At 39.9% G+C, this 22005-nt stretch carries 19 protein-coding genes and 3 tRNA genes; 8 read left to right on the top strand and 14 right to left on the bottom strand.

Annotated elements, in window-relative coordinates; all coding sequences use genetic code 11:
* Window positions 1-384: 384 nt before the first annotated feature.
* Both QLH32_RS06390 and QLH32_RS06395 read right to left on the bottom strand, forming a co-directional pair.
* Complete coding sequence (locus QLH32_RS06390; protein ID WP_283268725.1) at window positions 385-1140, bottom strand: metallophosphoesterase family protein; 756 nt, start codon at window positions 1138-1140, stop codon at window positions 385-387.
* Window positions 1121-2059: a diacylglycerol/lipid kinase family protein gene (locus QLH32_RS06395; RefSeq protein ID WP_283268727.1), complete on the bottom strand. Its 939-nt coding sequence runs from the start codon at window positions 2057-2059 to the stop codon at window positions 1121-1123. Before QLH32_RS06395 ends, QLH32_RS06390 begins: the two co-directional genes overlap by 20 nt.
* 397 nt (window positions 2060-2456) lie before the next feature.
* On the opposite strand from QLH32_RS06395, the gene QLH32_RS06400 reads away from it, so the two are divergent.
* Complete coding sequence (locus tag QLH32_RS06400) at window positions 2457-4286, top strand: phosphoenolpyruvate carboxykinase (GTP) (RefSeq protein ID WP_267981059.1); 1830 nt, start codon at window positions 2457-2459, stop codon at window positions 4284-4286.
* A gap of 92 nt (window positions 4287-4378) precedes the next feature.
* Here the strand turns inward: QLH32_RS06400 and tehB are convergent, their stop codons facing one another.
* Window positions 4379-5242 (bottom strand): SAM-dependent methyltransferase TehB, encoded by an 864-nt coding sequence (gene tehB, locus QLH32_RS06405; RefSeq protein WP_283268729.1) that lies wholly within the window; start codon window positions 5240-5242, stop codon window positions 4379-4381.
* A 247-nt stretch (window positions 5243-5489) separates the two neighbouring features.
* Between tehB and QLH32_RS06410 the strand changes: the two genes are divergently transcribed.
* Entirely contained in the window at window positions 5490-7670 is a 2181-nt protein-coding gene (locus QLH32_RS06410; RefSeq protein WP_283268731.1) for a TonB-dependent siderophore receptor, read from the top strand.
* 315 nt (window positions 7671-7985) lie between these two features.
* Here the strand turns inward: QLH32_RS06410 and glpD are convergent, their stop codons facing one another.
* From glpD to glpK, 3 genes are all read right to left on the bottom strand, one after another.
* Window positions 7986-9506, bottom strand: a complete 1521-nt coding sequence (gene glpD / locus QLH32_RS06415; protein ID WP_283268732.1) for a glycerol-3-phosphate dehydrogenase — start codon at window positions 9504-9506, stop codon at window positions 7986-7988.
* 337 nt (window positions 9507-9843) lie between these two features.
* A complete protein-coding gene (locus QLH32_RS06420) occupies window positions 9844-10602 on the bottom strand; it encodes a DeoR/GlpR family DNA-binding transcription regulator (RefSeq protein WP_267981063.1) in 759 nt (252 codons plus the stop codon).
* A gap of 48 nt (window positions 10603-10650) precedes the next feature.
* On the bottom strand, window positions 10651-12165 hold the full coding sequence (gene glpK, locus QLH32_RS06425) for a glycerol kinase GlpK (RefSeq protein WP_283268734.1): 1515 nt from the start codon (window positions 12163-12165) through the stop codon (window positions 10651-10653).
* A gap of 264 nt (window positions 12166-12429) precedes the next feature.
* On the opposite strand from glpK, the gene QLH32_RS06430 reads away from it, so the two are divergent.
* A complete protein-coding gene (locus QLH32_RS06430; RefSeq protein WP_283268735.1) occupies window positions 12430-12852 on the top strand; it encodes a hypothetical protein in 423 nt (140 codons plus the stop codon).
* A gap of 57 nt (window positions 12853-12909) precedes the next feature.
* Here the strand turns inward: QLH32_RS06430 and QLH32_RS06435 are convergent, their stop codons facing one another.
* Window positions 12910-13578: a class I SAM-dependent methyltransferase gene (locus tag QLH32_RS06435; RefSeq protein ID WP_283268736.1), complete on the bottom strand. Its 669-nt coding sequence runs from the start codon at window positions 13576-13578 to the stop codon at window positions 12910-12912.
* Window positions 13579-13642: 64 nt separating this feature from the next.
* Window positions 13643-14491: a bifunctional methylenetetrahydrofolate dehydrogenase/methenyltetrahydrofolate cyclohydrolase FolD gene (folD, locus tag QLH32_RS06440; protein ID WP_279960576.1), complete on the bottom strand. Its 849-nt coding sequence runs from the start codon at window positions 14489-14491 to the stop codon at window positions 13643-13645.
* Window positions 14492-14661: 170 nt separating this feature from the next.
* Here folD and QLH32_RS06445 point away from each other — a divergent pair.
* Together QLH32_RS06445 and QLH32_RS06450 are read left to right on the top strand one after the other, a co-directional pair.
* Window positions 14662-14735, top strand: a tRNA-Cys gene (locus tag QLH32_RS06445).
* 8 nt (window positions 14736-14743) lie between these two features.
* A tRNA-Leu gene (locus QLH32_RS06450) sits at window positions 14744-14829 on the top strand.
* 129 nt (window positions 14830-14958) lie between these two features.
* Here the strand turns inward: QLH32_RS06450 and QLH32_RS06455 are convergent.
* A complete protein-coding gene (locus tag QLH32_RS06455; RefSeq protein WP_283268737.1) occupies window positions 14959-15531 on the bottom strand; it encodes a DUF4339 domain-containing protein in 573 nt (190 codons plus the stop codon).
* Between the two features lie 655 nt (window positions 15532-16186).
* On the opposite strand from QLH32_RS06455, the gene QLH32_RS06460 reads away from it, so the two are divergent.
* Window positions 16187-16753, top strand: coding sequence for a HEPN domain-containing protein (locus QLH32_RS06460; protein WP_283268738.1), 567 nt, complete (start codon window positions 16187-16189; stop codon window positions 16751-16753).
* Window positions 16754-16943: 190 nt separating this feature from the next.
* On the opposite strand, the gene QLH32_RS06465 is transcribed toward QLH32_RS06460, so the two are convergent.
* The 4 genes from QLH32_RS06465 to QLH32_RS06480 form a co-directional block, all read right to left on the bottom strand.
* On the bottom strand, window positions 16944-17657 hold the full coding sequence (locus tag QLH32_RS06465; RefSeq protein ID WP_283268740.1) for a hypothetical protein: 714 nt from the start codon (window positions 17655-17657) through the stop codon (window positions 16944-16946).
* Window positions 17658-17867: 210 nt separating this feature from the next.
* Window positions 17868-18356, bottom strand: coding sequence for a hypothetical protein (locus QLH32_RS06470; protein WP_283268741.1), 489 nt, complete (start codon window positions 18354-18356; stop codon window positions 17868-17870).
* Between the two features lie 3 nt (window positions 18357-18359).
* Window positions 18360-19022 carry a Rab family GTPase gene (locus QLH32_RS06475; protein WP_283268742.1) on the bottom strand — a complete coding sequence of 221 codons (663 nt, stop codon included), beginning with the start codon at window positions 19020-19022 and terminating at the stop codon, window positions 18360-18362.
* 85 nt (window positions 19023-19107) lie between these two features.
* Window positions 19108-20004, bottom strand: coding sequence for a helix-turn-helix transcriptional regulator (locus QLH32_RS06480; RefSeq protein WP_283268743.1), 897 nt, complete (start codon window positions 20002-20004; stop codon window positions 19108-19110).
* 363 nt (window positions 20005-20367) lie between these two features.
* Here QLH32_RS06480 and QLH32_RS06485 point away from each other — a divergent pair.
* Window positions 20368-20453: transfer RNA gene (locus tag QLH32_RS06485), tRNA-Leu, on the top strand.
* Window positions 20454-20638: 185 nt separating this feature from the next.
* Entirely contained in the window at window positions 20639-21508 is an 870-nt protein-coding gene (locus tag QLH32_RS06490; RefSeq protein ID WP_283268168.1) for an IS982 family transposase, read from the top strand.
* A gap of 64 nt (window positions 21509-21572) precedes the next feature.
* On the opposite strand, the gene pgaD is transcribed toward QLH32_RS06490, so the two are convergent.
* Window positions 21573-21989, bottom strand: coding sequence for a poly-beta-1,6-N-acetyl-D-glucosamine biosynthesis protein PgaD (gene pgaD / locus QLH32_RS06495; protein ID WP_283268744.1), 417 nt, complete (start codon window positions 21987-21989; stop codon window positions 21573-21575).
* Between the last annotated feature and the right edge of the window lie 16 nt (window positions 21990-22005).

Here is a 22005-nt window from a genome sequence, read left to right on the forward strand (position 1 = left end):
TATGTTATTTAAAATGATTATTTTTCCAGTTTTAGAGTTTTCCGATATCTTACAAATGAAGAATTTGGGGAGCAAAATTTCATCAACTCTCAAAAGATTTTATGTATTTTTTTGTGGCAGTTATATTCCTCAAATGGGGAATAGACTGACCTGTATTAAGAGATTTTTCCAGTTAAAAATCGACTGATAATTTTTAAAAAAATCAACACAATATTCTGATATTTAAAACATTAATATTTTTCAAGCATTCAAAAATCAAGTCTAATATGCTTATTTTTATATCAGTGTACGGAACTCATAATTTAAAGATATTTAATAAGTTATGTTTTTCATATAACAGGATAGATTTAAAACGCTTAGCGAAACTTTTCATCTCGTTTTCTATTATAAGTTTTTAAACATTCCCAAGCGTTCATCAAACCAATAATGCTCAATCTTGCCGTTGCCTAAAATGGCATTAAAACTATTGGTTGAGTCATGGTGTAAACGGCTCGAAATTGCGGTGCCTGCATGAATGTCATAGATGGGATGATTGACATTTAACTTATAAATCTTTGTGAGGTCATATACTGCTGTTTGATGTAAATGCCCATGCAACAAGCCAAACAGTCCCGTTTCGCCCCAGCGTTCCAAAGCAATCTTTCCTAAAACAGGACAATCCTTATCATCATGCTGATCAGGAGATATGTAAAAAGGCTGATGAAAAACCACCAGCTTTATTTTATTTGAGGGTGCATTGTTTAACTTTTCATAGGTTTCATGAATTTGTTCCAGGGAAATATGTCCCCGCGTGTGGTAACGCCGCCGAATACTGTTTACCCCCACAATATAAAAATGCTCAGTTTCCAGCGTTGTTTCCAGGCGACCAAAAAATGCCTGATACAGTACAAAAGGGGAAAAAAATCGGTTCCAGACCTGATACAGAGGGATGTCATGATTTCCTGGCACCACCAAATAAGGCAGTGACAGGGAATCCAGAAATTGTCGGCAAGCATAGAACTGCTTAAAGCGGGCACGCTGGGTTAAGTCCCCACTCACCACAATCGCCTCTGGCCGATGCTGTTGGCAAAACTGCTGTATGGCCTGAATACATACTTCTCTTTCAGTGCCAAAGTGTAAATCAGACAGATGCAACAGCATTTGGCACCATTACCTTCAAGGCAGATTTTTCAACTGCGAATTTTAGGGGGGTCTGCATTTCCATCAGTTCTCCATCCACCGCCACAGTGAGCTTTTTCTTTTTACAATCCACCTGAATCTGTTCAGCACAGAATGAATAAACATCAGAAGCCTGATCAATTTTCCCCTGAATCAGTGTCCATAACATTTTCAGCAAGCTTAACCGATCACTTTTAGCCACAACCACCCCTGCCAGCTTTCCATTAGCAGCACATTCCGCAATCCTCAACTTCATGTCGCTGAGTTGAAGCTGGTTATTGCCAAAGAAAACCAGCGGCGTAGCAACAGGATATTTTTGTCCATCTACAGTGACCGCCAGTTTTAATGATTTGTGTTCACGCAACAGCACATCCAAACCCGATGTATAGGCATTCAGGGGGAAACGGCCAAAACGCTGGTTATATAATTCACGTTTTTTTATAAATAAGGGATATAAACCCAGACTGGCATTATTCAGGTAAATCTGGTCATTCAGGGTGGCAACATGAACCTTATGTTCAATACCTGTGGCAATCACCTCCGCAGCCAGACCCAGATCAATTGGAATATTCAGGGCGCGGGCAACATAATTAAATGTCCCTAGTGGCATGATTCCCATTGGAATATCAGTATGCATCAATTTTTTGGCAACCGCATTCAAGGTACCATCCCCTCCTGCCGCCACCACAACGCCACGCAAATCGGCCTGCTGATGTCTGGAGAGTACCGATGTCATCATTTCGTCAAAATTAACCTGCTGATTTAACTCAAAAACTTGGATTTCAAAGCCATATTGTGTCCAGAGCGTCATAAGACGTTCATATTGCTCATCTTGTTGTGCTGCATGAAAACCTGATTTTTGATTATAAATGAGGGATAAAGGCCGTAAATTTTGACTCATACAACTTAACCTGAATAAAGTTAACAATCTTATTTTTGTTTACAAAATCAACAAATAAAAGCTTGTTTATGTAAATTTTGAATGAACGTCATTCATATAATCAATAATAATTCTCAAAAAAATCATAATATTTTAAAATATTGTTTTTTAATATAATTTTAAATAAAAATAACACATATAAAAATTTCAAATAATTACTCAAAAAACGATCAAATCAATTAAAAACAACTACCTATATATAAATATACATGCTTGCATTAACAGATTCTGACATTCTTTAGTCTTATTTTTTTTATGATTTTATGCTTTAATACAGCCACTTTTTTTACTTCATCTATCTTACTGTCATCCAGTAAATGGAACTTGTACGTTGTACACACTTTAAAAAGGCATCACCATGACCCAAGTGAACGCACCAGAATTCGTTCGTCACCCTAAGCTAATTGCATGGGTGGAAGAAATTGCAAAACTAACCAAGCCAGCAAAAATCGAATGGTGTGACGGCAGCGAAGAAGAATATCAACGTCTGATCGACTTGATGATCGCTAACGGCACCATGCAAAAACTTAACCAAGAAAAACATCCTGGTTCTTATCTTGCAAATTCTGACCCTTCTGACGTTGCTCGTGTTGAAGATCGCACTTATATCTGCTCTCAAAACAAAGAAGATGCTGGCGCAACCAACAACTGGGTTGCTCCTGCTGAAATGCGTGCAAAATTAAATGGATTATTTGATGGTGCAATGGAAGGCCGTACCATGTATGTGGTTCCATTCTCAATGGGACCTTTAGGCAGCCACATTGCCCACATTGGTATTGAATTAACAGACTCACCTTACGTTGCAGTTAGCATGACCAAAATGGCGCGTATGGGTAAAGCAGTTTATGACGTGTTGGGCACAGATGGCGAGTTCATCCCATGTGTACACACTGTTGCAGCACCATTGAAAGATGGTCAAAAAGACGTTGTATGGCCTTGCAACCCTGAAAAATATATCGTGCACTATCCAGAAACCCGTGAAATCTGGTCTTATGGTTCAGGTTACGGCGGTAACGCGCTATTAGGTAAAAAATGCCTTGCATTACGTATTGCATCTGTCATGGGCCGTGAACAAGGCTGGTTGGCTGAACACATGCTGATTTTAGGCGTGACCAATCCACAGGGCGAAAAACATTATATCGCGGCGGCGTTCCCGTCTGCATGTGGTAAAACCAACTTTGCAATGTTGATTCCACCAGCTGGTTATGAAGGCTGGAAGATTGAAACTGTAGGTGACGATATTGCCTGGATTAAACCAGGTGAAGATGGTCGCTTATATGCAATCAACCCAGAGGCTGGTTTCTTCGGTGTTGCACCAGGTACAAATACCAAAACCAACCCGAACTGTATTGCAACAATGCATAAAGACGTGATCTATACCAACGTTGCCGTGACTGAGAATGGTGAAGTATGGTGGGAAGGTCTGACCAAAGAAGTCCCAGCAAACCTGATCACATGGAAAGGTCAGCCATATGTTGAGGGCGAAAAAGCAGCACATCCAAACTCACGTTTCACTGTTTCTGCTGGTCAATGCCCATCTATCGACGCTGACTGGGAAAATCCAGCAGGTGTTCCAATTTCCGCGTTCATCTTCGGTGGTCGCCGTGCAGACACTGTGCCTTTGGTATCAGAAGCATTTGACTGGGTGGATGGTGTTTATAAAGCAGCAACCATGGGTTCTGAAACCACTGCTGCGGCAGTTGGTCAACAAGGTGTTGTCCGCCGTGACCCATTTGCAATGCTTCCATTTGCTGGCTACAACATGGCTGACTACTTTGGCCACTGGTTACAATTAGGTAAAGAAGTTGGTGCGAAAGCTGAAGCTGCTGGTAACAAGCTGCCAAAAATCTTCAACGTAAACTGGTTCCGTCGTGACGCTGAAGGCAACTTCGTATGGCCTGGTTTCGGTCAGAACATGCGTGTTCTTGAGTGGATCATTGACCGTTGTGAAGGTCGTGCAGAAGCAACTGAAACACCAATCGGCCTAGTTCCTGCTTATGAGCAGTTAAACTGGGAAGGTATCGACTTCTCTAAAGAGCAATTCGACACAGTGACAACTCAGGACAAAGATCAATGGATCAAGGAACTTGAAAGCCACACTGAGTTATTTACCAAACTGGGTGACCGCTTACCTCAGGCACTTAAAGATCGTCAGGCTGAATTATTAAACGCGGTTAAATCTGCTTAATATTTCAGATACATTAAAAGGTCGCTTCGGCGACCTTTTTTGCTTTATGCCATAAAAATAATTTGTCTTATTTCAAAACAGATATCAAGGCATTAACATTTCTGTGCCAACAATGTGGCAAAGCGTTGTTTAATCCTCTGCCCTTGCGCATCCACACGATGTAACTCACCTACATCCTCATTATATTTAATCAATGTCCAGCCGTGATAAGCCTCCCTTAATTCCCCCGCCCGAAAACTAAATGGAAAATCAGGTTGTACAGGATAATCCTCACTGTCCATTGCACAGACAATTAAATTAAAACCTCCCACTTCAGTGGCCTGCTGCATCTGTGCAATCAGTTGCTTCACTGTTTCAGGTTGTAAAAACATCATCACCACCGTACAGCAAATAAAATCATATTGCCGCGAGATGTGGCAATTCAGGTTTAAATCCCTAAGCTGGGTATGAAGATTGCTGATATTCTCCTGCTGAATCACGTTATTCAGTGTTTCAATACTATTCGGATTTACATCCCACGCATCGACGGTAAAGCCCTGCTGACTTAAATATAAACTATTCCGTCCACTGCCACAGCCAACATCCAAGGCCTTTCCTCCATTTAAGTAAGGCATGGCGGCCAAAACCTCTGAATGTGTCGCAGTCAATTGATATTTCTTGCTAAAGTAATCTTGAGGCTGACAATAGAAACTGAGTTGGCATGCCACATCATCACTACTAGAGACAATTTTATGCCATACCTGTGGAGGAATAAATGGCGGTTGTTGTTCACTGGAAAAGTTGTGTTCTGAAATCGTCTCACCTGCTTCATTGAGCATGGCAAATTGAACCTGTCCTTTTAAAATATGGAGCCTTGCCCATGTACCCAGCTTGGTATTGTGTGCTTTCTGAAAACCACTCGGAATCGTGTCATGCATCCAAATCGGCATTTGTTTATAACAGACGAGGTTTTCCATCTTATATTTCCTGCAAATGACCACTTTATTAAATGACTATACTATGTCCATTAGAATTAAAACGGCTAATTCTTGAGGAGGTTTTGAGATTACTGCATAAAACAACAACCTTTCCGATTAAAAATTCTTATCAATCGTTTTTATATTCTTTAATTTTTCTATAAGCCAAACGATGAAATAAATTGCAAAATAAGCAAACAGTAATAATAATTGTAATAACAATACTTCTCATCTATATGGTTATTATATGAGCCAATTCCTGTTCACCAAACGCACTCCCTTATTTATTGCCATATCTGGGATACTTTCAATCAGCGCATCATATAGCCATGCTGCCGATGAAACCTCCCAGTTGCCAACCATCAAGGTTCAGGCTATCCAAGATGAGAACAATTCTGAAAAAACCAAAGCCTATACCATTAAAAATAGCAACAGCGCCACCAAGTTAAATATCGAAGCCAAGGAAATTCCCCAAACTATCAATGTGGTGACACGCCAGCAGATGGATGACTTTGGCCTTACCTCATCCAGAGATGTGCTCAACAACACTCCTGGTGTAACCGTAAACTCAGTGGAAACTGAACGTGCTGTTTATATGGCGCGTGGATTTGAAATCTCCAACATATTGGTTGATGGTGTCGGTTTCCCATCTAGTCAATGGAACTACAACGATACCAACCCAGACAGTTTTTTCTATGATCGCATTGAAGTAATTAAGGGTGCGGATGCACTGACCAATGCATTTGGTGATCCAAGCGCAACCATCAATTATGTGCGTAAACGTCCAGGCAAAGAACTTCAGGCAAACACCAACCTCAGTTATGGTTCATGGAATACGCAGCGCTATGAAGCGGATGTATCAGGTAGCCTGTTGCCAAATGACCGTGTTCGTGGACGACTTTCAGGTTTCCAGCAAACGGGTGACTCCCATTTAGATCGTTACTCTCTGGAAAAGAATGGGATTGCAGGTGTTCTAGAAGCAGACATTAGCGATAAAACCCTGCTTACTGTAGGTGCAAGTCAGGAAAAGAACAAGCCGAATGCCAATAACTGGGGGGCCCTACCTCTTATGGATTCATCGGGTAAACAGCTCAGTTTTGATCGCTCATACAATCCAAATCCAGACTGGGCCTATTGGGACAATACCTCTAAAAATGCATTTCTTGAGCTGAAACAGCAATTCCTCAACACCTGGTCGGCCAACCTCAGCTACAACTATAATGAAAAAGACCGTCAAAGCCAGCTGCTCTACTATTATGGCTATCCAAACACGGATGGTTCAGGCATTTCATTAACACCGAGCGGATATCTGGAAAATAATAAACTACATACCGCTGACTTCAACCTACAGGGTAAGTTTGACCTATTAGGCCGTGAGCATGAAGCGATTATTGGCTATACATTCTCAAAAAGTGATCAGAACGACCATGAAAAAAGCGGAACCCTGCATGACAGCAACATCGACTTTCAGGAATCAGTATACGATGGGGTAACCTATACCACGCCATACACCACCAACTGGGCAAGCTGGACACCGAAAAGCGTAACTTGGTCAGATTTTGCAAAAACGGCAGATTATACCCAACGCAACCAGTCCATTTATGCAGCAACACGTTTACATTTAACCGATGAGCTCAAACTCACACTAGGCGCGAACTATGTCAAGGCAAAAAGCGAGGGTGTAAGTTACGATGCGCCAATGACCTATGATGAAAGTAAGGTTTCACCTTATGCGGGGATTACCTATAATTTTACACCTGAATATACGGGCTATATGAGTTACACCTCAATTTTCCGTCCCCAAACCTCTGTGGATGAAGCAACAGGAAAAGTGGCCGATCCAATTGATGGTAAAAGCTATGAAGTCGGGTTTAAAAGTGCCTGGCTGGATAATAGGCTAACAGGAACATTGGCCATCTTTAGAACTGAGGAAAACAATTATCCACTGCGTTCTTCCGATGGCAATCCGCTCAACCGTAAGGTGGGAATCAGTGATTTACGTTCACAAGGGGTTGAGGTTGGTCTGGCTGGACAATTGACCAATCAGGTCAATGTTTCGCTTGGCTACACCCAGTTTAGCTTAAGAGATTTGAAAAATGGTGGTGCGGCTAGAACCTATAACCCAAACCAGACCTTCAACCTGTTAACCACCTACAACCCATCATTACTTCCAAAACTTAAAGTTGGTGCAGGTCTGCAATGGCAAGGCAAGATTAGCCGCTTTGATGAAAACTATGGAACGTATTTGAGACAAGGTGATTACGCACTTCTCAATTTGATGGCAAGCTACGAAGTTACCCCTCAATTCACCATTCAGGCCAATGCGGATAATGTCACAGACAAAAAATACCTAAATAGCTTTACCGATGGTCAGGCTTTCTATGGTGAACCAGCCAACTATACGGTCGCATTCAAATTTAAGTACTAATCGTTTTGACCCTCTATCCCTACACCAATGAGATAGAGGGTTTATAGGGTCTGTTGACCTTTCAACCATGCTTGCGTTATAGGCTAAAACGACATAAACAAGGCATGAAGCGCAGGCAATGGTGCCCCCCTTGTCAAGTTTCATAACGAAGTTTAGGGAAGTTTTAGCCATAACCCTGCGGGACAGGGGCATTTTTTGCCGCTACGACGTTATGCCTTATTCATTTAGAATAGCTAAATCTCATAAGTCATGCCTTGTACCGTCTAAAAAATGCCCTCTGTCGCAAGCATCTGTGAAAGGTCAGCAGACCCTCATCTAAGCTGCTTCATTACCATGAGTTTTCACAGTAAGATAGGCATCCAAAGCCTCTGTTTCTTTCTGAGTGAAGCTGAGTCCCAGTTTAGAACGTCTCCACAGCACATCCTGACTGCTTGTTACCCATTCAAAGCGACATAAATAATCTACTTCTTTGGCATACAGGCCCTGACCAAAATGTTTTCCGAGTTGGTCAACCGATGTTGTTTCACCCAATATATTCCAGATCCGTGAACCATACGATGAAGCCCAGCGTTTTGCCAGTGCTTCTGGAGCATCTGTGATTTGTGCACGGATTTCCTGTATCAACTGTTCAACAGAATGCATATTTTCACCGCCAGGCAATGCCTCTGTCGCAGTCCAGCTTCCCTGAATCTCAGGGAAAAATGCCTTGAGCTGCTGCATGGCAGATTCAGCCAGTTTACGATATGTCGTTAATTTTCCACCAAACACAGAAAGTAATGGAGCCTGCCCCTCTTCACCTTTGGACAAGGCCAAAGTATAGTCACGGGTAATGGCTGATGGATTATCCGATTCATCATCACATAAAGGACGCACACCCGCAAAAGTCGAAATAATATCCTGTGGGGTGAGTTGTTTCTTGAAATGCGCATTGCTCACTTCAATCAGGTAATCAATCTCCTCCTGGGTAATTTTCACCTGTGCTGGATCACCCTGATATTCACGGTCTGTGGTGCCAATCATGGTGTACTGGTCCAGATATGGAATTGCAAACACAATACGTCGGTCATCATTCTGCATAATAAAGGCTTTGTCACATTCATACAGCTTCGGCACAATAATATGACTGCCCTGAATCAGGCGGATACCATAAGGAGATTTAAGCTGCAAATCCTGCTTGATAAATTGCGCAACCCAAGGTCCTGCCGCATTAACCAAGGCTTTCGCCTTAATCTGGAATTGACCATGCTCATTTTCCAGATCGACCAGCCAATATTGCCCATCACGTTGTGCAGAAAGACAACGGGTTCGGGTCACTACATCAGCCCCTTTCTCACGGGCATGCATGGCATTTAAAACCACCAGACGAGAGTCATCCACAGCACAGTCTGAATATTCAAAACCACGGGTAATGGCAGAGTTTAGCGGGCTATCTTCTTTAAAATAAACATTGTTTGAACCCAGCAGCTTTTCACGTTTACCCAAATGATCATAAAAGAATAATCCTGTACGAATCAGCCATGCTGGACGTAAATGCGGACGATGCGGCATGATAAAACGCATTGGACGGATAATATGCGGTGCTTTAGCCAACAAGACTTCACGCTCGGCCAATGCCTCACGCACCAAACGAAACTCTTTATGTTCGAGATAACGTAGACCACCATGAATCAGCTTACTGCTGGCAGAGGAGGTATGGCTTGCCAAATCGTCTTTTTCACACAGGAATACCGATAGACCACGTCCTGAAGCATCAGCAGCAATACCAACACCGTTAATACCGCCACCAATAACAGCAAGGTCATAGATTTTGTCATTTGACTGAGGAGAAGTTTGCATATGATCACCGCAAATTTTCATTATTTTTCGATAATGAAAATTTAAACATATAAAATGAAAATAAACAATAAATTTTGTGCAAAAAAATGCCAATAAATTGGCATTTTTTTAAGTAAGTATAAAATAGTAGGGGCGAACTGTGTTCGCCTGTATATAAAAAGGATCTTTTATTTTAGGATTCTTCTCAATTAAATTATTTTAAATATCAAATATATAATTATTTATCATTGAATTCTGGCGAACACAGTTCGCCCCTACCGCACCATATTTAGAGATGAGATCAATGATTTAAATTATAGAAATATTTATTGCTAAAATCATATTCAAAAATGAAAAATTATTGAGCAACAACCAAATTCACACCCAAATCATGAATGGTTTTTAGATATTGCTCATTGGGTTGCTGATCAGTAAAGATACTATCCACCTGCTTCAATGAACCCAGACGGATCATGGCATTACGGCCAAACTTGCTGCTATCCGCCGCCAAGAAAACCTGGCGTGCACTTGAGAGGATTTCCTGTGACACACACACTTCCTGAAAGTCAAAATCCAGCAAAGTGCCATCCTCTTCAATGCCACTAATCCCAATCAGCGCATAATCCGCCTTAAACTGCTTAAAGAAATCAGCCGTTGCCTGACCAATCACCCCACCATCAGGGCGAACCCGACCACTGGCAATCAGCACTTCAAAATCCTCCTTGGTACTGAGAATTTTGGCAACATTCAGGTTATTGGTAATGATTTTCAAGCCTGTATGGTTGAGCAAGGCATGGGCAATCGATTCCGTGGTCGTTCCAATATTAATGAATAATGACGCATGGTCAGGCACAGCAGCAGCCACCGCCTCTGCAATCCTGCGCTTTTCTTCAAGCATATAGCCGACACGCATCGTATATTCGGTATTCTCAACACTGGAATCATGCGCGGCTCCACCATGATAGCGACGCAGCAAGCCCTCATCCGCCAACTGATTAATATCACGGCGGATGGTTTGGGGGGTAACATCAAAATATTGAGCAAGCTCTTCAATACTGATATAGCCACGCTCTCTCACCAGTTCGAGGGTTTTTTGTTGGCGTAGTATCAAGCTCATGCTCATCCATCCTAAGTTATTTTAAATTACGAATGGCGTTATTTTACCTTAATTTTCAGCCCAGTCACGTGTGCGCCCCACAGCTTTTAACCAGCCTTGATAAAGTTTTTCGGTTTCATCCTGACTACACGCGGGTGTAAATGTTCGCTCAATGGTCATTCTGCTCTTCAATTCATTCAGATCAGACCAGAAGCCAACGGCTAAACCTGCCAGAAATGCAGCTCCCATACCTGTGGTCTCTTTCATGGCTGGACGTTCAACCGAAGTCGATAAAATATCCGCCTGAAACTGCATGAGGAAGTTATTGGCAGTGACACCGCCATCTACACGAAGTGTACGTAACCTCTCACCCGAATCCTGCTGCATAGCATCCAGCACATCACGGGTTTGATAAGCGATGGATTCCAGCGTTGCACGAATAATATGCTCAATACTCACGCCACGGGTAATTCCCAAAATCGCGCCACGTGCGGTTGGGTCCCAATATGGCGCACCCAACCCCGTAAATGCAGGAACGACATAAACGCCATTACTGTCTTTCACTTTGGTTGCATAATATTCCGAGTCATGCGAGTCGTTAATGGCCTTTAATTCATCACGCAGCCATTGCACACATGAACCACCATTAAAAACCGCACCTTCCAGGGCATAGTTCACTTCACCTCGTGGCCCACATGCAATCGTGGTCAGTAGACCATGTTCAGATTGAACAATACGTTTACCTGTGTTCATCAGCAGGAAACAGCCTGTACCGTAGGTATTTTTTGCCTGCCCCGCTTCAACACACATTTGACCGAACAAGGCGGCCTGCTGATCCCCTGCAATTCCCGCGATTGGAATTCCAATTTCCTGACCACTGATGGTATGGGTATGCCCATATATTTCAGAAGAACTACGCACCTCAGGCAATATGGCTTTCGGGATATTCAAGGCCTCAAGCAGCTTATCATCCCATTGCAGTGTTTCGATATTAAACAGCATGGTACGTGAGGCATTGGTATAATCAGTCACATGCGCCTGACCATTGGTGAGTTTCCAGATCAGCCAGCTATCCACCGTACCAAACAACAGCTCGCCACGTTCTGCCCGCTCTCTACTTCCCTCAACATGATCCAGAATCCACTTGATCTTGGTTGCCGAAAAATATGGGTCAATCACCAGCCCAGTGACCTTACGCACATACCCGTCCCAGCCATCCTGACGGAGCTGGTTGCAAATCTCATTACTTTGGCGGCTCTGCCATACAATCGCGTTATAAATCGGTTTGCCCGTTTTTTTATCCCAGATAATCGTGGTTTCACGCTGGTTGGTGATACCAATCGCGGCAATCTGGTCACTTGAGATACTTGCCTGTGCCAAAGCCTCAACCCACACCGCACTTTGTGTTGCCCAGATTTCCATTGGGTCATGTTCAACCCAGCCTGGTTGCGGGTAGATTTGGGTAAATTCACGCTGGGCGATACTAATGACATTTGCATCGTGATCCAACACGATTGCACGTGAACTCGTTGTACCCTGGTCAAATGCAACCACATATTTTTTTTGACTATCTGTAGAGATCATGGCATACCTACTCAGACTTGCCTTATGTATCAAAGCAATAAATGAAATACCCATTAAAAAAATGGGCTTCAACACTGCGATACAGCAATGACTTGTGTATAAAAATAAAAACTTGCACGATTATATGCAAAATTGTTCGAAAACGAAAATTCTTTCTCTCATTTTGAACCTAAATCATGATAAACAGCGTGAGTTTTAAAGATTCATCACAATACAAAATCTAATTTATGCGATACTAAGACTAGAAATAATAGGACCACTAATATGAAAAAAATTAATTTATTGATTATTGTGAGCGGTACACTTCTGGTTGCGGCATGTCAAAGCACTCCACATCAGTACAATGGTGTAACAGGTTATGAAATTGAAAATAAAACGGCAACTTCGGCAACACTGGCTTATACCTTGGCAGCACGCAGCAACAGTGATGTTGATGAGAAAAAGCTACAGCACGCCTGTAAACAGGTGTTAGGAATGGAAAAAACCTATAAAATTTCGATACTCAGTGTCAATGAAATTATGAACCCTACCAAACAGGAACAATATGGGGTGCAACTTGGCAACAGCCGTGCAACTTTTGGTCTATCCAACTCACCTGATTTAAACAATAGTGAGGGTTATGCAACACGTCAAGCACTGGAAACACGCCCAACAACACTTAAAGTGGTCCGCTACACCTGTTCATAATAATTAAAAAAATAAGGTGGTTGATTTAAACCACCTTACCCTATAACTGTGTATTTATTATAAGGTCTTATAAAAACTGACATTGCGAAACTCTTTGGCTTCATCCAGATCAGGCCAAGTGGTTGCACTGCGCTCATCAATCTTCATATATTGGGGATGGCTAAAGTTTTTAACCCGACTATCCGCTACCCAGACTTCTGGTGCGAATTTTAGAAACTCATCCAGAAAGAATCGGTTACACTGATCATAAAGCACATCCGCAGCCAGCAAGACATCCACCTGTTCTGACTTGTATAAATCATCCAGATACTCAAGCTCGACATCATTGAGCAAGGCATTTTCACGACATGATTCCAGGCTGACCTGATCAATATCACAGCAGATGACCCGCTTTGCCCCTGCCATTTTTGCGGCAATCGCCACCACGCCTGAACCAGCCCCAAAATCCAGTACCACTTTATCTTTAACATGATGCGGTTCAGCCAATAACCATTGCGCCATTGCCAAACCCGATGCCCAGCAAAAAATCCAATATGGCGTTTCATTCCAGATCCGACGAATCACTTCATCATCCAGACGGTTAGTCGGAAATACAGGGGGAATCAGCCATAAGGAAATTGGCGTTTCAGGAAGCTGTTGTGCCAATAAATCAGTGTTTGGAATAACTTCATGCAAAGCTTTCAGCAGTTGCTCAGGTGCTTTGGCAAATTGAAAAGTACAACTCATAGGCTTGTTTCTATCGTGTTCCCTCTCCTTTTAGGAGAGGGCTAGGGAGAGGTCAACAGAGATTTTAACCTAAAGCTTTTTCAGCGGCTTCAACGGTCTGACGAATCAATGTGGTAATCGTCATAGGGCCAACACCGCCTGGTACTGGTGTATAGGCAGATGCAACCTCTTCAATACCAACAAGCTGGATATCACCTACACCACCGCCATCACGAGGATGGAAACCAGCATCAACCACAACCGCACCTTGCTTGATCCAGTCTTTCTGAATCAATTCAGCCTTACCGACTGCGCCGACAATAATATCTGCCTGTTTAACCAGCTCAGGAAGATTCTGGGTACGTGAATGGCAAATCGTCACTGTCGCATTGGCCTGTAACAGCATCATCGCCATTGGTTTACCTAGAATCGCTGAACGCCCCACCACCACCGCATGTTTACCTGCGATTTCAATGTTGTTTTCCTGCAAAATGGTCATGATGCCCGCTGGTGTCGCTGAACCATAAGCAGACTCACCCATTGCCATACGACCAAAACCAAGGCAAGTTACCCCATCCACATCCTTTTTCAGTGAAATGGCATCAAAGCATGCTCTTTCATCAATCTGTTCAGGCACTGGGTGTTGCAACAAGATACCATGCACATCAGGGTTGGCATTGAGTTTTTCAATTTCAGCCAGAAGTTGCGCTGTGGTGGTTTCTTTTGGTAATTCAATTTTAAGTGAGTCCATTCCCACACGACGGCAAGCATTGCCTTTCATACGCACATAAGTTGCAGATGCACCATCATCCCCGACAAGAATGGTTGCCAGAATTGGGGTACGCCCCGTTTTTGCTTTAAGTGCCTCTACACGTACCAACAAATCTGCCTCGATTTGTTTTGCCAATGCACGACCGTCTAAAACCAATGCCACAGCGTATCTCCCAAGTGAGTATAAGTAAGCGCTTACTAATCAGATAAGTATGCAAATGATACATGATAATTTGCCCAATATGCTTTTAGATGTTGTTTTTATGTGCATATTCACCCGAAACACTATTGTTTTTTTCCTAAAGATTGCTAATATGTGCATCACCAAGAGATGGCGGGGTGGCAGAGTGGTCATGCAGCGGACTGCAACTCCGTGTACGCCGGTTCGATTCCGACCTCCGCCTCCATTGGTAAAGCCCGAGTGGTGAAATCGGTAGACACAGGGGATTTAAAATCCCCCGCCCACAAAGCGTGCCAGTTCGAGTCTGGCCTCGGGCACCATTTTTCAGCAAATGAAATATGGTGCTAAAAATTCCAGCTTAATGCTGGTTTTTTTATGTCTGAAAATATGTGTAAAATATAGAAAAGACTGCCTAAACAGCTTCTTAATATGGTATTTATAATTTTAATTCAACTGTAGTTTGCCACGAGAAAACAAACAATCCACACAATAAAATAAGCCAGACTTTGATCCAGCGCTTTAGCACGCTGGAATAAATACACAGGCACTAACCACACCATACCTTTGAATTTTTCTGTTTTCACCCCTACCTTTTCTAATCTTCTTTCATCCAAAATAGAAAGCATGATATTTAAGGCGATGGTAATTACAAAATAATAGCCCTCTTCAACCTTATAAGTCGCTAATTCGACATTTCCCCCAGAGAACATGCCTGTTACAAAATACTCCAGAAACAGTCCTAAAATGGGTGCAAAAGCCAATATCCACACCATTGTATTATTTACATGCTGACCTGTTAATGGTGGTGGCAGAGTACGATCAACAAACTGATTCAACTCAGTTTTATCCAAAGTTATCCAGTCATTTAAACCTTTTCGCCATACTGCTGTATCTCGATGCAACCCTCCTGTTTGAATAAGCTCAATCATTTGTGATTGAGAAATTGCTCCAACACGTTCCCCATTTTTCTCATAAAACCAATCATGAGCTAAAGTTTCTGTTTGATTAAGATTTTGTTCCATCACCTGCTTCCTATAAAAGTAACAGACTCAATATATAAAAGCTGTTTGACAGTTTGTGTCAGAGTGAAATATTTTATTAATTTTTAGGTTTAAATTTTAAAATGACATCACCTGTCATTCCCCTTATTCATAATTACTTTAATTTCTAAAGATAATGAGAAAGAATATATGATTATTGGGATTATTTTATATTATTCACGTTTGAATAAAGTAGGCATTATTATTGATGAGAATGCTGTTCGCTACCCATTCCCTAGCAATGAATGGTAAAAAGATATTGATCTGAAGCTTGGACTAAAGGTCATATTTGATTTAGATCAAGATGATCAAGCAACCAATATTCGTCAGGAATGGCTTGTTGCCTAATCTACAACGTTATCAGGAGATACTATATGCCTTTTCTCATCTTAGTATTTTTTGCTTTTTTAGTTGCGACCTATGCAAAAAGCCAAGGTCAGTCTTTTCTATTGTGGTTCTTGATTTCTGGTCTTTTTACGCCAATTTTTGGATTTATTGGGTTGATGGTTTATTTGAAATTCAATGAATATGACTAAAGATCAAAGTAAAACCATTAAATAATTTTACCCCCTCCTTTCTCTTTGTTTTTATTCCTTGTATAGCCTTTTCAATGGAATAATATAATCTGAAAATCACAATGACCTATCAGCAGCTACAACAATATTTTTCTCAACACCGCCCTGAATATAATGATGATTTTAATTTGCGGATTCATCGTGCATTGAGTTGGCTTGAAAAAGCTGAACAGTCTGATGATCTAGATTCTCGCTTTATTTTCTTATGGATTTGTTTTAATGCAGGTTATGCGAAAGACTTAGCCTCAATTTTGCGTAGTGTAGATAGAAACTCATTTGTCGAGTTTATCAATAAAATTTATTATTTTGATGATCAGCAAAAAATTTACTCATCTGTTTGGAATACATTTTCAAATAGCATTCGTATCTTGTTAGATAATAAATTTACCTTTCAAGAATTTTGGGACTTTCATAACAATCTGATTGATCAAAAAACCTGGGAACAAAGTTTTGCACAACATAAGCAAAAAGCTCTACGTGCTTTAACCGAAAAAGATACCTCTAGTTTATTGGTTTGTATCTTTAGCCAACTCTATACTCTACGCAATCAAATTATTTATGGTGGCGCAACTTATAATATAGTCAAATTACTATTAATCTCATACAATAATTTAAAAAAAGACCTTTAAATTGATGTGCTTATGAAATTATTTTGTATGTATTTTTTCATGATCTGACTATAGTTCAGTCAATCGCAGTCAAGTCAAAGATGCTTGTAACATCTTAATGAACTTGATGCCTGAAATACTGATGATTATGCTGCTTCACCCCAATAAAAAATCTTGGGGGAAGCAGTTTTATCCTATAGTTCATATTTAATTAATCGTCTCTAAAAATAACGGTAACCTTTAAACTCAAAGAGGTATCAATATTTTTAATACTAGAAAAATCCATTTGAAGATTTGCCAACTTTGGAATTTTTGGTAATTCTGCCTTAGCAAACACCTTAACCGTATCCTTGAGATCACGAGTTATATCTAAATGCACCACTTTTCGTTTCAATGGATTATTTTTATTTTTCATTAAACCTAATAAATCTCCTAATCCATCCTCTCGCTCTAAACGATACAAATTAAAAAGCTGTTCTGCTTTTTCTAAATCAGGTTCACCTCCTTCCCAACAATATTCTTTCTTAATTTTTTGTCTGATCTTTTCCTGCATCTCACGACTTATTTCCATCCCAGCTTTTGCAAAATCACTTGCTCCACCACCAACAGAACCACTCATTTTAGAATAATCTTGATCAGACTTTTCCATTTCAAAAATGAGTTCTTTTGCACCTAAAGCACCACAAAAGTTTGCAAAATTCTCTATTTTTTTGATAGGATTTTCAGTAATCACTTTATTAGATAACTCATAAACATCTGTATCATCGGAATCATCTAAAATCAGGATTCTATTTTTTTGTAGCTTATTCTCCTTATCAAGCTGTGCAAGAATAGAAGAGTGTTTAAGATCATCGGGATCAACTGGCACAGGTAAGTAATAAATATCATCATCTCGCAAAAATTTTGAATTTTCACGATTTTCCATACATATATCCAAATCACGATGATCGATCATCACAATCGTTCTTCTTTCATCTCGTTTATCTGGAAAATATCCCATGCTCATTTTTTGACCTCACTTTCCTTTTTTACTTTATTTCGTTTATAACGATAAAGACCTGACCCCAAAACTGTAATCCCAACACCAACAATCATCACTATTTTAGAATGATGATCATCACAATGAGAATAATAACTATCGTGAGGCTGACTGTAATTTTTGCAATTCGGCTTTGATTTTCTTCCAAATGGTTCTGATTTTCCTCGTAATCCACCATCTGAATATGGACTTTTTTTTTACAGGGTTGAGTATATTTTTGATTGAATCCACACTAAAACCAGAATCTAAATTGTGATGAACAAATAAATATAGGACTCGCTCAAGCCCCTCTATATCAAAAGCATCATTATGTTCTGTTTCAACAAGAATAACAATTGGATTGTTTCTCCCCAAGTTATCTTTAAAACCTAAATTGATATTTAGTAAAAAATTATTCCCTAAAGAATATACCTTTAAATTAGATTGACTGATTTCACATTTACCATGCAGTTTAGTTTCATAAACTAATTTAATATAAAGATCAGTATCAGCTTTCTGTAAAGATACCTCTTTCTCATTTTGATATAAGGTCATAATATCTGCTTTATCTTTTTCTAAAGCTTGCATCCAACAAAAAATTTTCATCGCTTAGTTCCCTTTCTCAACTAGTTCATTAAATGCTCTTAAAACCAATTTTTGTGTAGATACTGTATTTTTCAAACTACCAGAAACTAATCGCACTTGTGCCTGTGTAGCAAGTTCAGCTCGCATTTTTTTAACAAGAGGATTACTGTTTAACTTATCTTCAAGGATAGCTGTCTCATAAATAGGCAATTGATCAGAAAAATTAGCAAGTAATATCACTTTAACATTTTCTTTTGTATATTCACTTTCTAAATAATTGGATATTGTAGTAATAGCATTATTAATCTCATCATTATATTTTTTATTCCTATTAATTAACTCATAGGAATTAATCAGAAGAAAAATATGATCAGCATCTTTAAGTGCATAATCCCATGTAGAAAATTGCCGACCACTCACATCAGTTGCCTCAAACTTGATTTTCAAGTCTTTAACCGAGATTTTCCCTTTAAACTTTTCAGGATCTATTGTTGCATCATATTTTTCAGGCAAATTACCATTTTGTAAAAAACTAAGTAATGTGGTTTTTCCACTTTGACTTAAACCAAGAATCGCAATTTTTTTGTTTGCTAGTCCACTATAATATTTTTTTACATAGTATCCACCAATCACGCCTGCAACGGCAGTAATTGCAACACCTGCTAAAATCAACGGAGGTAAAGGCATTTTAAACTCTCTTTCACTTAAATAATATAACTCAAATATTTAGCTCTATTTAGGGCATCAACCTATTGCTGCATTTTTGACTTTCCTACCTCTCCATATACCTTTTCAACCCATATTCCAACTCATCCTGTAAATGCTCAGGACTAATAATTTCCACATGCGGAATCCAATACCTGACCAAAGGTAAAAGCTGCATGGCATGGCTAATTTTGCTGGATACCAATATCCCACCATCTTCCAATGTCTTAACCAGCTCTTGCCCAGGTAAAAGTTGGCGTTGCATAAAATGCAATACCACATCGGCATGAACTTTTAAAATCACTTCACTTTTTTCCTGTCCAAACCAAATACTGTCTTCATCTTCTAATTGTTTTAAAATATCTGGATTCGGTTCGAATGTTGAAAGCTCATGCTGTTGATAAGAACGAGTTATACGACTCACCCGATAAGTAAGAAGCTTTCCTTTTCGCACAGCAGCCAAGTACCAGCTTCCATGATGATGAATCAAACGATAAGGCTCAACGACTCTAGGTTCGCCATTATATAAAAAGCCAATTTGCTGATTTTTCTCAATTGCTTCTGAAAGCATTGCCAGTAATTTTTCGAATTGACTTGCATCTTCATAAGCATAACCCTTTGCCTCATAGGTAAGCTGCTCACGATTTAACAGCTTAGTTAAAAATGGTGTTGTTAAATTTGGATATAAGCTTTGAATGCCCGAAATTTTGGCAAAACTTCGTATGTCTTTTTGTTTAAATACACCAGTTGACTTGGTTTCCAAGTAATATCTTTGCTGATCATCCCGCTGTAATAATAACTCAGCACTTTCTAAACGGTTTATATCTCGAATAATGGTACGTTCACTCACCTTGAAATCGTCTGCCAAACTCTTTACATCAAGATGTACACCATCATTTAACTTGACCAGTATCTTTGCTAAACGCTCAGCCAATTGCCCACTTTTTTCAGAACTTTTTGCCATTTCCTACCCAATTCATCTTATTCTGTTCATCTATACATATTCTTCACATCCTTATGACAGGTTGTGTCATGAAAAATGAAAATATAAGAAATTTTTTATCACTTTTTCTATAGATAAAGCATATCCTCACCATACAGATCATTATATGGGCTAAATAACTAAAATTTAAAATTTTTTCTTTTTATTTCTAACTTACATTTTTGTTAGAAAGTCAAAATTAAAGGTAGTTAATGACAAAAATAGTTAAGATGATTACCTAGAAACTTAGTCTCCATAAATAAACACATGAATTGACTGAAAAGAAAGCAAATACTTGGTTTTACTCTTGCCAAGTTTTCAAGTGTCCTCTATTATTGCGCTCATGCCCGAGTGGTGAAATCGGTAGACACAGGGGATTTAAAATCCCCCGCCCACAAAGCGTGCCAGTTCGAGTCTGGCCTCGGGCACCATTTTTCAGCAAATGAAATATGGTGCTAAAAATTCCAGCTTAATGCTGGTTTTTTTATACCTGAAATTTAGGAATATAAAAAAAATGCCTTAATTAACCTGAATCACGGATAAGCCATAGACTTGAAAAAGAGAAGGACTAGAGCCATCAGTTAGTTACCACACAAAACTTACGACTCTAGTCCTTATGTTCGATAGTACCCAATTATTCTGTATAATTGATGATTTCTTTCTAAAATTTGAATCAGTTTACTGGAACTTCTTAAAGCAAAATCTTAAATGCCTAAGAATTCGCCCTGCACAGCTCAGTATTTCTGAAATTGTCTTTATTGCAATTTGGTATAAACATTCACATTTCAATAACTTTAAAGCATTCTTTACGGCACTGAGACATAACTATTTTCATTTATTCAAAAGCCTGCCTTGTTACCAACGTATGATTTACCTGATCAACACTCATCAACTGGCTTTACATGCCTTACATTTCGCCCTGATGAAAGATCAGCAAAGTCCTTATTTATGGATCGATTCAACGACATTGGCTGTCTGTAAAAATCAGCGAATAAAAAGACATAAATCGCTAGCAGCAATTGCAACTCGTGGTAAAAGTTCTATGGGTTGGTTTTTTGGTTGTAAGTTGCATGTACTTATGAATCAGTCAGGTGAAATACTCAGCACAGCTTTATCAAATGGGCATACAGCAGATATAAAAATGGTTGAACAGTTAGTCAAGGGAATGACTGCTAAATTGTATGCTGATCGTGGCTATATTAGTCATGAATTAAAGAGTAAATTAAGAGTACAAGATATTGATTTAATTACCTATCATCGAAAGAACATGAAATCTATACAGTTATCAAAAGCAGATGAATACCATCTGAAACAACGCAATAAGATTGAAACTTTATTCAGTTTGCTGAAGGGGGCGTACAATCTAGTGACGACTAGAGCGAGAAGTGTTGCAGGCTATTTAGCTGGTATTTACGCATCTTTATGTGCTTATCAAATATGTCATCAAAACAAGCCGATGATTCGTATTATGGAAATATCGGCTTAAACAAGATTCGGGTTAATTAAAAAATCAAGGCATTCAATATTATTTTCAGGCTCAAACCATAAAATTATTCGACACGGATAATTTTACCATTTTCATCGTGGTGTACGGTGGTGACTTTCTGCTGACGCCCCAACTGGATTTCCTGTTCAGGCAATTCAAAATAGCGCGCATAATCAGGCAGTGATTTTTCCACCACATGCGTTTTATGCACACGTTTTGCAGGTAAAAAACCCCATAGCAACAAGGCAACAGCACACAATACCAAAGCCGTTACGCCCTGCTCAATGCCATCACCAAAGGCTTCAACCAGACGTTGTGCCAGGTAGGTTTTCTTAATTTCCACCAAGACCCAAACCAGAATAAATGGTCGCCATAGCAGCAACCAGCCTGCCCACATTATTGCTGTCGTTGTTGTTGATGCATAACGTTTATGCCATGGGAGCTGGCGACGTAAATCAATAATCAAACTGTTTGCTTTCATTGCTCTTTACTCAGCA

It is taken from the genome of Acinetobacter corruptisaponis (genome assembly GCF_030053775.1).
GTDB lineage: Bacteria > Pseudomonadota > Gammaproteobacteria > Pseudomonadales > Moraxellaceae > Acinetobacter > Acinetobacter corruptisaponis.